General features: G+C 39.9%; 12 protein-coding genes. 3 read left to right on the top strand and 9 right to left on the bottom strand.

Features of this window, described 5'->3' with window-relative positions:
* Positions 1-50 precede the first annotated feature (50 nt).
* Positions 51-1421: a tRNA (N6-isopentenyl adenosine(37)-C2)-methylthiotransferase MiaB gene (miaB, locus tag ACKPCE_RS04310; RefSeq protein WP_319504328.1), complete on the bottom strand. Its 1371-nt coding sequence runs from the start codon at positions 1419-1421 to the stop codon at positions 51-53.
* A gap of 355 nt (positions 1422-1776) precedes the next feature.
* On the opposite strand from miaB, the gene ACKPCE_RS04305 reads away from it, so the two are divergent.
* Complete coding sequence (locus tag ACKPCE_RS04305) at positions 1777-2190, top strand: hypothetical protein (protein ID WP_319504327.1); 414 nt, start codon at positions 1777-1779, stop codon at positions 2188-2190.
* A 35-nt stretch (positions 2191-2225) separates the two neighbouring features.
* Positions 2226-3722: a butyryl-CoA:acetate CoA transferase gene (locus ACKPCE_RS04300; protein WP_024995957.1), complete on the top strand. Its 1497-nt coding sequence runs from the start codon at positions 2226-2228 to the stop codon at positions 3720-3722.
* Between the two features lie 70 nt (positions 3723-3792).
* Here ACKPCE_RS04300 and dacB read toward each other — a convergent pair whose 3' ends face one another.
* The 3 genes from dacB to ACKPCE_RS04285 are packed head-to-tail and all read right to left on the bottom strand — an operon-like array spanning position 3793 to position 6979.
* Positions 3793-5199: a D-alanyl-D-alanine carboxypeptidase/D-alanyl-D-alanine endopeptidase gene (gene dacB / locus ACKPCE_RS04295; RefSeq protein ID WP_319504326.1), complete on the bottom strand. Its 1407-nt coding sequence runs from the start codon at positions 5197-5199 to the stop codon at positions 3793-3795.
* Positions 5200-5224: 25 nt separating this feature from the next.
* Complete coding sequence (gene lpdA / locus ACKPCE_RS04290) at positions 5225-6568, bottom strand: dihydrolipoyl dehydrogenase (RefSeq protein ID WP_319504325.1); 1344 nt, start codon at positions 6566-6568, stop codon at positions 5225-5227.
* A gap of 12 nt (positions 6569-6580) precedes the next feature.
* Positions 6581-6979, bottom strand: coding sequence for a PH domain-containing protein (locus tag ACKPCE_RS04285; protein ID WP_027317652.1), 399 nt, complete (start codon positions 6977-6979; stop codon positions 6581-6583).
* Between the two features lie 185 nt (positions 6980-7164).
* On the opposite strand from ACKPCE_RS04285, the gene nadB reads away from it, so the two are divergent.
* Positions 7165-8736, top strand: coding sequence for an L-aspartate oxidase (gene nadB / locus ACKPCE_RS04280; RefSeq protein WP_276991489.1), 1572 nt, complete (start codon positions 7165-7167; stop codon positions 8734-8736).
* 125 nt (positions 8737-8861) lie between these two features.
* On the opposite strand, the gene ACKPCE_RS04275 is transcribed toward nadB, so the two are convergent.
* The 5 genes from ACKPCE_RS04275 to ACKPCE_RS04255 form a co-directional block, all read right to left on the bottom strand.
* A complete protein-coding gene (locus tag ACKPCE_RS04275; RefSeq protein ID WP_319504324.1) occupies positions 8862-9467 on the bottom strand; it encodes an RloB domain-containing protein in 606 nt (201 codons plus the stop codon).
* Positions 9468-9479: 12 nt separating this feature from the next.
* Complete coding sequence (locus tag ACKPCE_RS04270; protein WP_319504323.1) at positions 9480-10766, bottom strand: AAA family ATPase; 1287 nt, start codon at positions 10764-10766, stop codon at positions 9480-9482.
* Positions 10767-10997: 231 nt separating this feature from the next.
* Positions 10998-11360 carry a hypothetical protein gene (locus ACKPCE_RS04265; RefSeq protein ID WP_319504322.1) on the bottom strand — a complete coding sequence of 121 codons (363 nt, stop codon included), beginning with the start codon at positions 11358-11360 and terminating at the stop codon, positions 10998-11000.
* 392 nt (positions 11361-11752) lie between these two features.
* Positions 11753-12007 carry a hypothetical protein gene (locus ACKPCE_RS04260; protein WP_319504321.1) on the bottom strand — a complete coding sequence of 85 codons (255 nt, stop codon included), beginning with the start codon at positions 12005-12007 and terminating at the stop codon, positions 11753-11755.
* 202 nt (positions 12008-12209) lie between these two features.
* Positions 12210-13679, bottom strand: a complete 1470-nt coding sequence (locus ACKPCE_RS04255) for a radical SAM/SPASM domain-containing protein (protein WP_319504320.1) — start codon at positions 13677-13679, stop codon at positions 12210-12212.
* Between the last annotated feature and the right edge of the window lie 1288 nt (positions 13680-14967).

Below are 14967 nucleotides of genomic sequence, written 5' to 3'. Positions count from 1 at the left end.
CTCACTTACAACAAATGAGATAGCCCCGTTTTATGTTATCCAACCGAGTATTACACAGCCAAAGGCTTACCTTTGAGCGTGGCTGAACTGGCTTCTGTTATAACGACTTGAACAAAATCGCCTATTTTATAATTGGCTCTGTCGAACACAACCACCTTGTTTTGTTCCGTACGGCCAAACAACTGTTCGCGCGAACGCTTTGAAACCCCTTCAACCAGTACTTCATACGTTTTGCCTACGCACTTTTGATTGGCTTCGAGCGACAAACGGTTTTGCAGAGCAATGATCTCATTCAACCGGGCCACCTTGATTTCCTCAGGTACATCATCGACCAACTTCTTCGAAGCATACGTTCCGGGTCGTTCGGAATATTTAAACATGAAAGCAGAATCGTACCCGCATTCTTCCATCAGTGAAAGAGAAAGCTGGTGATCTTCATCCGTTTCAGAATGGAAACCGGAGAAAATATCGGTAGTCAGTCCGCAATCCGGAATGATTCTTTTAATGGCCTGAACACGTTCCATGTACCACTCGCGCGTATATTTACGATTCATCAGTTTCAGGATGCGTGAACTACCGCTTTGCACAGGCAAATGAATGTGCTTGCATACGTTGGGTACTTCGGCTATCACCTGTAACGTTTCGTCACTCATATCTTTGGGATGCGAAGTCGTGAAGCGAATGCGCGCACCGGGAGCAGCTTCTGCTACGATACGTAATAACATGGGGAATGTCACGGTGCGCTCACCGTCCTCAAACTGATAAGAATTCACATTCTGGCCCAGCAGTGTAATTTCTTTATACCCTTTTGTTATTAAATCCCGAACCTCATTCAAGATACTGGAAACGTCCCTGCTTCGTTCGCGACCTCTTGTGTAAGGAACAATGCAATACGTACAAAAATTATTGCAGCCCCTCATAATAGAAACAAAACCGGAGATGTGATTACCACAAATACGCGAAGGAATAACCTCCCGATAAGTCTCCGTAGTAGAAAGCTCAACATTGATAGCCTTCTCACCCGTTTCAACAGCAGCCACTAAATCGGGCAGGGTTAAATACGCATCAGGACCCACCACCAAATCAACATGATGTTTTTCAATCAGTTCATCCTTCACACGTTCCGCCATACAACCCAAAACACCTACTATCAAGTGCTTTTTTTTCTTTTTCAAAGCATAGAAGTGTTCCAGGCGATTTAAAATTTTCTGCTCTGCATTATCGCGAATCGAGCACGTGTTCATAAACACCGCATCGGCCTCATCGAGCGATTCGGCAACCGAATAACCCGCCATCTGCATTACAGAAGCAATCACCTCGCTATCGGCCACATTCATTTGACAGCCATAAGTCTCAATAAACAACTTTTTGTTGTCTTCTACAGTTGCAGATTTAAAGTCTGCTCCCGTCAATTCGTTCATAATTTTATGTATTTTAATGTGAGGCTGCAAAGATAACATATTTTTTGAACGAAACAGACATGCGCAAGCCTACAAAAATTCGCATGATCTATTTGTCTAACGAATAGTAAAAGCCCTATTTCTTGTTACAGATTATAATTAATGTTAATCAAATACTATCTTTTCATTAAAATACTTGCTTTTTATAATTCAAATTTACATTTTTGTGAGATGAAAGAAACATTAGATTTTTTCATAGTTAAGGTTTAGGTTAAAAAAACTAAGGGGAGCTGTGAAGCTGCCCTTTTTTCATGCTAAAACATTGGTAATAATCAGATTAAATGCCTACCTTTGGCGCGTATTTAGAAAAATCATTATGGAAGATTTCCTACAATTTCTAGTGATCATAGGCGTTATCGTTATTGGAATCATCAGGCAGGCCAACAAAAACAAGGCTGGCAAACAACCTGATGCGACTCCACGTATCCCTTCGGGCCAAGAAAAAGAGACAATGGAAACTCGTCCTATATTCCCCACTAATGGAGAACAGTGGTTCCCCACGCAAACATTTCCTGCTCACAGAACAGAATCATCAGAAATAAAAGTGAGCAAAATGAAAAAGCAAAAAACTTTTAAGCAATCCACTTCACCACCTCCTGAAAAAAGAATTGATGAAATTCAAGAAGTCTCCCGGCAAGAAGAAATAAGGGAGAATGATTTTAGCCTTAATTCCGCAGAAGATGCGAGAAAAGCTATTATCTGGTCAGAAATACTTCGAAGGAAATATTAAAAAATAATTTAAACAAAGAAAATATACTATTATTTATGTCATTTAACTTTATTAGCGCAGCTGAAGCTGCAAGCCTTGTAAAACATGGCTACAATATCGGGCTAAGCGGATTTACTCCCGCTGGTACGCCCAAAGCCGTTACGGCAGAAATAGCAAAAATAGCAGAAGAGGAACACGCAAAAGGCAATCCCTTTCAGATTGGGATTTTCACAGGAGCATCTACCGGTGATTCTTGTGACGGAGTACTTTCTCGAGTTAAGGCAATTCGTTACCGTGCCCCTTACACAACAAATAAAGATTTTAGAACTGCGGTCAACAACGGTGAGATAGCCTACAACGACATTCACTTGTCGCAGATGGCACAAGAAGTACGTTACGGCTTCATGGGAAAAGTCAACGTGGCTATCATTGAAGCTTGCGAAGTGACTGCCGACGGAAAGATCTACCTTACAGCTGCCGGAGGTATTGCTCCTACAGTTTGTCGCCTGGCCGATCAAATTATTGTTGAATTAAACAGCGCCCACAGCAAAAACATGATGGGCATGCACGACGTTTACGAGCCACTTGATCCTCCTTACCGTCGTGAAATCCCTATTTATAAACCCAGCGATCGAATCGGACTGCCATACATTCAGGTTGATCCGAAAAAGATTATCGGCGTGGTTGAAGTGAACAAACCCGACGAAGCCAGATCATTCGCGGCAGCCGATCCTTTGACGGACAAAATCGGCCAGAATGTAGCCGACTTCCTGGCAGCCGACATGAAACGCGGAGTAATCCCTTCTACATTCCTTCCTTTACAGTCGGGTGTAGGCAACATCGCAAACGCTGTTTTAGGTGCATTGGGAAGAGACAAAACCATCCCTGCATTCGAAATGTACACAGAAGTTATTCAAGATTCAGTGATCGCACTGATGAGAGAAGGCCGCATCAAATTTGGAAGTACCTGCTCATTGACAGTAACCAATGATTGTCTGCAAGGCATTTATGATGATATCGACTTCTTCCGCGACAAACTGATTCTTCGTCCGTCTGAAATATCAAACAATCCGGAAGTCGTAAGACGTTTGGGACTTATCTCAATCAACACAGCTATCGAAGCCGACATATATGGCAATATCAATTCTACCCACATCGGTGGAACCAAGATGATGAACGGAATTGGCGGTTCGGGCGATTTCACTCGTAACGCCTTCATTTCCATCTTCACATGCCCTTCTGTTGCAAAAGACGGAAAGATCAGCTCCATTGTTCCTATGGTTTCTCACCAAGACCACAGCGAGCACTCGGTAAACATCTTAATTACCGAACAAGGAGTTGCCGACCTCCGCGGTAAGAGCCCTGTTGAAAGAGCTCAAGCCATCATTGAGAACTGTGCTCACCCCGATTACAAAGAAATTCTTTGGGATTACATGAAGCTATCGGGCAAAGGACAAACTCCTCACTGCGTACAAGCCGCTTTGGGCATGCATGCAGCACTCAATCGCACGGGCGATATGAAAAATGTAAATTGGGCAGACTTTGCCAAATAAATAAAAAGTTAAGCACACACACTTCGGGCGGCTCCTTGCTTTGTTTCTGCAAAGTAAGAGCCGCCCGAATTTATTTGAACGAACAGAGCAGCTCACACAGCTTATCCTGGAAGCTCCGCGCAGCCTTTCCATCCAAAACCTGCTGATTCATAATCACGAAAGCTATTTCATGACCGTTATCAGCTTTCAAATAGCCGGCCAGCGTACTTACGCCCGACACCGTTCCCGTTTTAGCATGAACATTACCGTAAGCCTTCCCACCTTTCATTCTGTATTTCAGCGTGCCATCCACCCCGGCAATGGGCAGCGCATCAAAGATCTCCTTATATATCTCCGGTTTGGAATGAGTATATTTCAAAAACGCCAGCATTAACTCAGGGCTCACATAATTATACAAAGACACACCCGATCCATCGTGAATTTCATATTGTTCGGGCCGATACCCCAATTCCCTGATCAAATCACGGATAACCTGCACCGACTCTTTCGCCGTGGTACGGCACGTGTCACACCCCTTCTGCCAAGCACCCAGATGATAAAACAAAGCCTCAGCCGCTAAGTTGTCACTCTCCTTGAGAGCCCGGTGCAGCACATCAGTGGTAGCATGTGCTTTCTCAACCAGCAAAAAAGCATCCGGTGGAGTCACTCTAAAGCCACCCAACCGCTTTATAGTTATATCCTGATCATGAGCCCGCTCACGAAACGTGTGCATAAAAAAGTCGGCCGGGCGAGATATCGTCATTCTCTCGTTCAAAGCATTCAGCGAGCCCCCCTGTATGACCAAGTCATTTTTTCCATTCATCCAATCGCGGCCGACAGAGAACTTGCCGGTCCCCGAATTAGTTGTCAGGTTCTCCACCGTGTAGAAAGAAGAACGAGGAACCACAGTAACATGATTCACACCTTTCTTATAAGGAACAACAGACACATCCACACATCCCTTGTGAAACATAATCGGAGAAAGCATCGGCTGAAAGTCATAAGGAGCATCGTCCCAGCACCAACCCTCACCATAGAACAACGAGTCCGAGAAAGAAACATCCCCATAGAGTTTCCCCTTCACCTTTCTCAATCCCTTGGCTTTGAGCGATGCAACCAGCTCATCCATATCCGCATCCATGAATTCAGAATCAAAGCGCCCCTTCACAAACATATTGCCGTGTAAAACACCATCGTCATCAAGCTCCCCCTGTCCGTAGACAGACGTGGCAAAGCGGGCAGACGTATTCATGCGTGCCAGGTGCGTGATGGACGTAATCAGCTTCAGCGTGGAAGCCGGACGAGCCGTTTTCTGTTCCCTATACGTGTAGAGCGACACACTGTCAGTCAAATCAAACACCGCAATTCCAACATCAGATACCTTCAACAAATCATCTTGGAGCAACTGCTCCATCTGCGCGGTCAGCGTTTGCTGCGCACCCAACGAAGAAAGGCATAGCCAGAAAACAAACACCAAAAAAGACCTTTTTCTTTTCATTCCCTATCAATCAACCAAACAATACCTACATTAAAACCTCCTTAAAAATTTCACTCACCGTAGGGTGAGGAAACACCACCCTCTTCCATTCATCGGCTTTCAACCCCATTTGAATAGCCATTGCAGCCAACGTAATCAGCTCCGAAGCAGGGTTTCCCAACAAGTGCGCTCCCAACACACTACCGTCGGAGGACAGAATCAGTTTACACAAACCACTTACCGCCTCGTTCTCAGCAACAAACCGGCCGGAATACGTCATGGGCATCTTCCTGACCACATAATCAATCCCCGCTTTCATGGCAGCCTCTTCCGTGTAACCCACACCCGCAAATTCAGGATTCGAATACACCACTCCCGGTATGGCCCGGTACGACATGCTGTGCGACTTCCCCAATAGGGTATGAGCAGCCACCTCCGCTTCGCAAACAGCCGTATGCGCCAAAAGAGAAAAGCCGGTTAAGTCGCCACAAACATACACAGAAGGAATGCTCGTCTGCATGCAAGGATTCACCAGCGGATACCCTTGCTTCGTCACCTCCAGATTCAGATTCTCCAAACCGAACCCCTTAACAACAGGCCGCCTGCCCACGCTCAGCAACAGCTTTTCCGAAGCAACCGGCTGAACACCGTCCTCTTCGAACTCAACCACCACTTCCCCGTCGGCCTCTTTCACCGCTGCAACTTTACGGTTCAGCAAGAAAGAAACCCCTTTCTTGGAGTACTCTTCCCTCAACAAAGCCGCCAGTTCGCGATCCATGCCGCCCAATATTTCATCCATCATTTCAACCACGGTAACCTTCACGCCCAGCGAGTTGAAATAAGAAGCAAACTCCACGCCAATGACCCCACCGCCTAAAATAGTCAGCGAGCGGGGTAACTCTTTCACCTCCAGCGCCTCCTTATGCGTCCAGTAAGGAACCCGGTCGACACCCGGAATGGGAGGAACAAACGTTTCGGACCCCGTGCAAACAAGCAGATGCTCCGATTCGTACACCACTTCCCCGCACCGCACCCTGTTTTTATCAATAATGAATGCCTCACCGTTTATCACCTCAACACCCGCCTGTGCCAACCTCGACTTGATGCCCAGCACCAATTTACGAACCACTTTCGACTTACGCGCCACCATCTTCCCTAAATCAAAAGAAGCCGTGCCGAACTCCACTCCATACTTGGACGCCTGTCGCCCCGAGTCATACAGCTTTGCCGAATATAACAATGTTTTCGTCGGAATACACCCCTCATTCAAGCATACCCCGCCCAAATTACGCTTCTCAAATAAAAGAACCTGCAAACCACCCGCAGCCAGTTTCTCCGCGGCAGTATACCCTGCCGGTCCGCCGCCTATAATAATCACATCATACTTCATAGATTATAAGATTTATGATTGAACAATTCGTTCGCGTATCAGTTGAATAAACTCCTTCTCCTTCACCGGAATCAGCGCCACATACTTATCATACCCCCAACGAATGAGCACAAAATGAGTCACCGAACAGTTGAACACAGTCATGGAACGTTTGCGCTCTATGGAAAGAATCTCCTCGATAGGAATGGTTCTTTTTTTGTAGAACCGCCCCTTTGCTATCACCAACAGCCCCTCCGCCGTAACGGTATAAGTAGTGTGTATCACACATTCAATCAATACCAGCAGCACAAGCGAAAAGAGCAACGCCCCAAGCGCCTGTTTATGCCAAACCAGATAAACCGTACAAACAGATACCAAAACCAGAAAAAGCAGATGATACCAGGTAATGCGGGCATGAAAAACACGATTCATAAGCTTATTTTTGCCGGCAAGTTAACCAAATTATGAATTAATGCCAACGAAAAGCACAATGAATAGACTATTTTAGTAGTTTTGCAACACAATAAACAATTGTTGATGGCTAATGCCGGGCAAAGGCAGATGCTCCGTCTGTCTGCTTCTGATACAATAACCTTCAACCAACAACTTGTAAGATCATGATTAAGAAATTCGATTTTCTGGTAATCGGTTCCGGAATTGCCGGTATGAGTTTTGCGCTGAAAGTGGCGCATAAGGGTAAAGTAGCGCTTATTTGCAAAACCGAGCTGGAAGAAGCTAACACGTACTACGCTCAAGGAGGAGTCGCTTCGGTTACCAATACGTTAGTAGATAATTTTGAGAAACATATTGAAGACACGATGATCGCGGGCGACTGGATCAGTGATCGTGCCGCCGTTGAGAAAGTAGTTCGTGAAGCGCCTGCTCAAATCAACGAGCTCATAAACTGGGGCGTTAACTTTGATAAAAATGATAAAGGAGAGTTCGACTTACACCGAGAAGGCGGCCACTCCGAATTCAGAATACTCCATCACAAAGACAATACCGGTGCCGAGATACAAGATAGTTTGATCAATGCCATTAAAAACCATCCCAACATCACGGTGTTTGAAAATCATTTCGCCATTGAAATATTAACCCAGCACCATCTGGGCATTGAAGTAACCCGGCAAACACCCGATATTAAATGCTACGGTGCCTACATACTCGATTTGAAGAGCGGCAAAGTAGATACCTATTTATCCAAAATAACCCTCATGGCCACCGGAGGCGTGGGAGCTGTTTACCAAACAACCACCAACCCGCTTGTTGCCACGGGAGACGGAATTGCCATGGTGTATCGCGCCAAAGGTACCGTTAAAGACATGGAATTCGTACAGTTCCACCCTACCGCCCTCTTCCACCCGGGCGACCGTCCGTCGTTCCTGATTACAGAAGCCATGCGCGGTTACGGAGGCATACTACGTACCAAAGACGGCAAAGAATTCATGCAGAAGTACGACTCTCGTTTATCGTTGGCTCCTCGCGACATTGTGGCCCGCGCCATAGACAATGAGATGAAGAACCGGGGAGACGATCACGTGTATCTGGACGTGACACACAAGGATGCAGAAGAAACCCGGAAGCACTTCCCCAACATCTATGAAAAGTGCATGAGCCTGGGCATCGATATAACGAAAGAATTTATTCCCGTAGCCCCTGCCGCCCATTACCTTTGCGGAGGTATTCAGGTAGACCTCAACAGCCAGTCATCCATCGAGAGACTTTATGCCGTAGGCGAATGCGCCTGCACCGGCCTGCACGGAGGCAATCGTTTGGCATCCAACTCACTGATTGAAGCCGTAGTCTATGCAGATGCAGCAGCACAGCATAGCCTAGACACGATAGACGAATACACCTACAACACCCGGATTCCCGAATGGAACGACGAAGGTACCCGTTCGCCCGAAGAGATGGTGCTGATCACCCAAAGCATGAAAGAGGTGAATCAAATAATGAGCGCCTACGTGGGCATTGTGCGGTCTGATTTACGTTTAAAACGAGCATGGGACCGACTGGATATTATTTACGAGGAAACCGAAAGCCTTTTTAAACGCAGCTTGGTATCTAAAGAAATTTGCGAGCTAAGAAATGTAATCAATGTAGGCTATCTGATTATGAGACAGGCCATTGAACGCAAGGAAAGCAGGGGATTGCACTACACCATCGATTATCCTCATGCTAAAAAATAAGGGTTAACCCATCAACCACAAGCATATTGAAGCCGTGACGACTGATCACGGCTTCAATACCTTATTCTATTCAAATGATAAGATATATTATAATCCCTATAGCAAGAATCATATAAAGTACAGCGTTATTTTCTTTCAATAGATTTAAAAAAATCAGCCATTTCACTATAGGTGTAATCACGTCCATCTCTATCTTTTAATTTGATGGAATCTTCGGCATTCTTGATAGCAAAATCTAGGTTGCCACCTTGAGATTCAAGAAAGCGATGCAGGCCTTGGCATGATTTAAAAAAATCTTCCGTTTTTTTATATCCATAAACCTCCAGCTCTTTGCATAATTCATCGGACGATAAATATTCTTTGGTAGTAATTTTAAAATAGAAATAAAACCAGATCTCCAAGCACCGTTCATTTTCAAAGAAGTGAATGTAAGTATCTAAACCTTTCTTGGGCCTATAAATTCTTTTATCGTGATAACTTTTTTTTAGTTTTAAATAATTATCTCTGTTTCTTCCTTGTTTTTTATTGTCCATATCAATTAAACAGAAAATATTATTATATCCTTCTTCAATGGCTTTTTTAATTTGCTTTTCCAAATCGAACATGCTTGTTGCATGATTAGGAATAATTGGTTTGATATCAGCTTTGATAATACCTTGAAGAGATTTTAGATAATATTTTTCTGTTATACCCTCTCCTATAACAGCTATGGTTTTCTTTAGTTTTGTCATATCGATATAGAATTAATCGCAACAAGAGTCATTGATAAAAACATTCCCGAGCTCGGGTTTGGCTCCTAATTTTCCGGTCCTATATGCATTGTATAGTGACGCATTTTTATGTATGCCAAAATCAGAAGCCCTGTTGACAATCGTTGCAGCGGTCTCTTTAACCTTCTCTGCGAACCAAATCATATCTCTACGTATAAAATCTTCATTCAACAATTGCTGATCTTGTGTTGTAATAATAATCTGTGACTTGTTGGTATTCATGATGAATACTGTTAGCAGATGCAGCAGCAAGTCATAATGCAACCCTCTTTCTATTTCATCAAACATATAAATATGATCATCGGAAACCATATCATACAGATAGTTTAACAATTCAAAATACTGCAATGTGCCCGCAGATTGAGCTCTTTTGTCCAAAGAAAAATTCCCAGCTGAAGATTGATGCGTAAAAACAACCTCCTCTTTCTTTTCGGCCAATAGTTTCTTTTTAACAACATCAGGTAAATCATTATCCGTAGCTAATTGTTTCCTGATATTTTCGGGAATCTCGTTATTAATTTCTTCAATAGATATTTTAGCAATATTGAAATCGGCATCTTTTAAAGACTGCATAATAAACTTATGTCTCTTTTCTTCTTTCAGCACAAGTTTGGTTATGTCCATGAAATCATCTCCATCACCATTAACATTGTGTACATGTTCCTTTATCCAATTGTATAACAGCCCTATTTGAAGCGCATCTTCGTCAACAGAAACTTTGGCGTAAGTAGATAATACTGAATGGTTGTTTAATGTATTTGAAGAAAATGTGTTTTTTGTTTTTGCAAGAAGCCCAAGCGTTCTTCCAAATTCAATGTTAGGCTTTACCTCTTCTCCAACATAAGTACGGTTATAAAACAAAGATAAAACACCATTAGGAGCATATTCTAATTTCTCAGCAAGAATTCGTTGTTGATCATACTTTATGGAATAATCATATCTGATTCCACCTACATAAAACGAAATATATAATTCTGTTGGCTTGTCTTTGCTTAATGCAAAAGGATAGAATGGTATCTTTTCTTTTCTCTCAAATGCGGGTTGAAATAACCTTAGCCAAATTGTATTTATAGCATATAACAAATTGGTTTTACCGGATGCATTAGCTCCATATAGAATCACAAACTTATTTAACCTCAAATTGCTTTTTACTTCACGAGTTAGTAATTCTATTGCCGTATCATCTTTTGTCGATTCAAAAGATATGGTTTGCCGATCACTGATAGACATGAAATTTTCGACTCCAAATTCTCTTATCATACATTTCTAAGATTAAATTCGTAACTATCCTACAAAATAAGCAAATAAAAATCATAAAACAATTATTTTATTTGTAAAATGCATAATGGGAGCCTTAATAAACTATAAAACGTTATCATTGTAGGCTATCTGATTATGAGACAGACCATTGTACACAAAGAAAGCAGGGGATTGCACAACACCATCGACTATCCTCATGCTAAAAAATAAGGTCGCCAACAGCGCGTATACTCAAAGTTCTTTAATTGACAGGCAGCGCAACACAACGTAAGTTATCAACCCACTTATTATTGAAGCGATTATATCGTTAAGGTCATAAGTTTTATTAAACAGAGAGAATCTATCTGAAGATTCCATAATAACCAATGCAAGTACAGCAACTGGAATCATCTCTATTGTTTTAACATTTTCACGCCTTATTCCTGATAGAATAAACAATAGAGCCGGAACAGCCAAAAGGCTTCCCAAAGTATCAGCTACATGGAAATCATTAATGCCATGCATATAAATATACGGGCGATAGGTATGGTTTAAAACAAAGAGAATGAAAAGGAATAGCAATCCAATTAAAACGCGATAAATTTTCTTATTCATAAGTAACCTATGCTGTTTTATGCTAAAGTATTATACAATTGGATTATGAGTGACATAATCACATAAATTGAAAGAATAATAATGGTTTTCTTTTGGCTCTTAATCTTCTTCTCTAATTGTTCTTTTGAGTTTTGTTCCATAACGTTGTGTCAATTTAATAAATGAATATCATTCTACATTTCTTTTTTCTGCTACAAAAATAAAGTAAAAAAAAGAATTAGCTGTTTTTTTGCGATAACAGGTAGATTCTACAAAACATTGACTATCAAGAGACTAAGTTTTTGCCCGATAACAATTTGAATACAAGGCCATGCAATATGATGCAAAACCGGATTATATTCAACTATAGACCCCAAAGAGACAAGTTTGATTTGGAAACATGATCGTTCCATTCAAATGATAAGGTATATTACAATCTGTATGGCAAGAATCAATGACAAGTACAAAGCACGCTTTATTCTTCGTTTGATAAATGGCAATTGACCGATAATCAATAGCCCGGTTAATATAGCCATTACCATAACCTGGCTATAATTTTTCTCTAGCGGATCCAGCGTAAATAGCAATGCATACATAATTGCTAATACGATGATTACGATTACGTACAACAGATCTCGCTTACTCTCATGATCAACATGCTTTTCCATAAAACCGCCACATATTCAGGTTCTCACATTTAGATATATTAACAAAGATCCTAATAAAATGTTTAGGTGAAAAACTTGATCTTTGGCACAACCTTTAGAAGTATATTGTATAAGATTGAAAAAGACATCACCTTCATAAAGGTCGTTCATAAAGTTACCTTCGGAAATCCTAAATTAGCTATTGTCAACTATTAATTATTTATTAAGCCTTTTCTTTGAACTTAAGAACAGCTTTTTTATTAAACTTTCCAATATCACAAAAATACTTATTAACAGCTAAAGGATCTCCCGTAGGACTTTCATTTGCATTTCGAACCATGCACATGGTGCAAAAATTTTTATCTTTACATTGGATGCATTTAGGAAAATCATGATTACGGAGTTCTCTTAAGTAATTCACTTTTCCAGAATTGTTCCATATATCATTGAGTAAATTCTCTTTCACATTACCAACAATATAACCTTGCCAACCAGCACATGGATATACATTACCATTTTCTGCAATACAAATAGAAGAATGACAAACACTGCAAACATAATCATTTGGAGTAGTATACCTTTTCTTTTCTGCAGCAATCTTTATTGCATCTAAATAGTTAATATCATTCAAGGATTTATTCTTAATTATATTTTTAACTTCATCTAGTGATAAACGGCAATCTAAATTTTGAGTGGTATTATTGTATCTTGCTATAATTACAAAATCATCTGCAACATGAATTTTATACTTTTCCGCCCATTTCACAACGTCATCATAACAATCTTTATTTTGCTTCATTATCGGACAACTTATTTGCAAAGGAATATCGTTTTCAATCAATCTTAAAATTCCATTTTTTGTTTTTTCAAAACTTCCCTTCACTTGAGTTATGCCGTCATGTATATTTGAATCCATAGAGTATAATGAGACCTGAATGCCCAAAAGAGGATTAGCTTTCATTTCTTGGAGAATTTTATTATCAAGTAATGTCAAATTAGTAAGAATATTTACCGAAAAGTTATACTCTCTACATTTTTGCAAAAAATCACATAAATCTTTATGTAGCATTGGTTCACCACCGCTTAATGTCAAATGAAGAACATTCATTTCTTTACATTGCTCTAATATATTATAGAATAAGGAGGGCTCCATAGCATTAACCTTTTTTTCATGCGGAATATAACAGTGCAAACATCTTTCATTGCACTTACTCGTGATCTCCATGTGTAAATTTGTAAGCTGAGGTTTACCTTTGAAATATTCTTCAAAAAAGTCCTGTGTATCTCTTTCCGAGCTTTTCACAACCTTATTTAAACTTTTTTTTACTGTGTTATTTACCAAATTATTATATAAAAATCTAGTATCATTATTTTCGCATTCTCTAGACGTTTCTCCAGATACAATAAATCCATCTTTTTCAAGTGCCAAATAAAACTCTCTAGCATCATTTTGGATTGTAGAAATGTCTACTTCCGTGAATATTTTATTTATCTTAGTTACTAGTTCATCAAAAGGTTGTGGGTTTCTATCTAAAACTGAAAAAAAAGCAGATCCAGTTTCAGATAAGATTTTATCTCCTATATAATCTTCATTGCTATTCGTTAATTTATATCCAAAATTTCTATTATCAGTTATGTATCCAAAGGAGCCATAGTTTCTGAATATAACATTTGATTTTTGTTTGAAATACATAATATCTTCTTTTTATTAATCAGGCGACAAATATAAAAGAACAACATTGCCGCCTGATTAAATTGAAAATTAACGTCCACCTGGTTTTGGCGGATTACAGGGTCTTCCACTAGGCTTACTATTAGGACGACACTCTGCCATCTGAGTAGTACTCTCTGCCAAAACTTTTGGTTTTTTGTAGTTCATAGAACCTCCTTTTTTTTTAAGATTATTACTTTCACTATTTAACTCAACACAAAAATACAGAATCAATATTACTTCTCAAAATTTTGTCATATAATTTATTTGCAGATTATATATAAATTTATATTTTTCAAATACAAACAAGAAGATTCAATTTTATGTTTAGATAATAATGATCCTCTACATTACTATCAATCGTTATGATTAAAAATATCATTTACCATTTAAGCCTAGATCCTTCTTCTTTTTTAAGCAATACTATTAACTCTATTCTAATTTTCATTTGATACTAAACACAAATGATAAGGTATAAATGACAATTATAATGCATGCTTCATTACTGACGATTCGACGAGCCAATAATTAAGCGTTAAGTTAACTCAAACTATATAGTAGACTTGTTTCCACGAAATAAACAAAAGAGTCATTTACCTTATTCTAAAGGCTAAATTTCCTCCCCAACAATTAAAAATCCTACGCCAACTTTTTAAAATTCTAGGCGTAGAAATAAAAATCGTAGGCGAACAATAAAATATTTATGGTAATTATATAACACATAAATAACACGTTGCATATATAATGTGTAAAATCATCGTTTTTTGATAAAATATCAGTATAGTAATATTTTTCTTGCTAAAATAAATTGCATTTATAGCATTTATGTCAATTATTATATCTACATTTGCATTAACAAATGAAAAGCGTTATTGTTAATCTCTTAAAATACTGTGCATGACTCTAAGAAAAACGGACTCTAAAACTATTTCAGACCGTCCATCTGTTAAGCTTCAAAAAGCATCTCACCTATATCTCAAAAACACCCTGATTGCCATCAGCGATTGGCGGTACATTGATTCGTAAGAGAAATCATTACAGCGTGATTTGTCGACTCAACCAAAACTCAACCCGAATCTTCTTATCTATATTTTTAATATAATATTAATATATTGGGGTGAAAAGTAAGGTGAAAACGATTTTTCGTTACATCTGTAATCGGCTGATTTTCAATTAGTTAAAAGCATATTTCTAGGGGTGAAAAGTAAGGTGAATAATTTTTGGTTATTTATCTCAACAAAACCAGACGTGCGGAAACCCGCTTGTACAG

The organism is Bacteroides graminisolvens (assembly GCF_963666085.1).
Taxonomy (GTDB): domain Bacteria; phylum Bacteroidota; class Bacteroidia; order Bacteroidales; family Bacteroidaceae; genus Bacteroides; species Bacteroides graminisolvens.
This window is presented reverse-complemented; position numbering and strand designations above follow the sequence as displayed.

What these genes read in the sequence shown, in the direction of transcription:
- miaB (WP_319504328.1), bottom strand. Translation starts at nt 1,421, where the DNA reads ATGAACGAATTGACGGGAGCAGACTTTAAATCTGCAACTGTAGAAGAC.
- ACKPCE_RS04305 (WP_319504327.1), top strand. Translation starts at nt 1,777, where the DNA reads ATGGAAGATTTCCTACAATTTCTAGTGATCATAGGCGTTATCGTTATT.
- ACKPCE_RS04300 (WP_024995957.1), top strand. Translation starts at nt 2,226, where the DNA reads ATGTCATTTAACTTTATTAGCGCAGCTGAAGCTGCAAGCCTTGTAAAA.
- dacB (WP_319504326.1), bottom strand. Translation starts at nt 5,199, where the DNA reads ATGAAAAGAAAAAGGTCTTTTTTGGTGTTTGTTTTCTGGCTATGCCTT.
- lpdA (WP_319504325.1), bottom strand. Translation starts at nt 6,568, where the DNA reads ATGAAGTATGATGTGATTATTATAGGCGGCGGACCGGCAGGGTATACT.
- ACKPCE_RS04285 (WP_027317652.1), bottom strand. Translation starts at nt 6,979, where the DNA reads ATGAATCGTGTTTTTCATGCCCGCATTACCTGGTATCATCTGCTTTTT.
- nadB (WP_276991489.1), top strand. Translation starts at nt 7,165, where the DNA reads ATGATTAAGAAATTCGATTTTCTGGTAATCGGTTCCGGAATTGCCGGT.
- ACKPCE_RS04275 (WP_319504324.1), bottom strand. Translation starts at nt 9,467, where the DNA reads ATGACAAAACTAAAGAAAACCATAGCTGTTATAGGAGAGGGTATAACA.
- ACKPCE_RS04270 (WP_319504323.1), bottom strand. Translation starts at nt 10,766, where the DNA reads ATGATAAGAGAATTTGGAGTCGAAAATTTCATGTCTATCAGTGATCGG.
- ACKPCE_RS04265 (WP_319504322.1), bottom strand. Translation starts at nt 11,360, where the DNA reads ATGAATAAGAAAATTTATCGCGTTTTAATTGGATTGCTATTCCTTTTC.
- ACKPCE_RS04260 (WP_319504321.1), bottom strand. Translation starts at nt 12,007, where the DNA reads ATGGAAAAGCATGTTGATCATGAGAGTAAGCGAGATCTGTTGTACGTA.
- ACKPCE_RS04255 (WP_319504320.1), bottom strand. Translation starts at nt 13,679, where the DNA reads ATGTATTTCAAACAAAAATCAAATGTTATATTCAGAAACTATGGCTCC.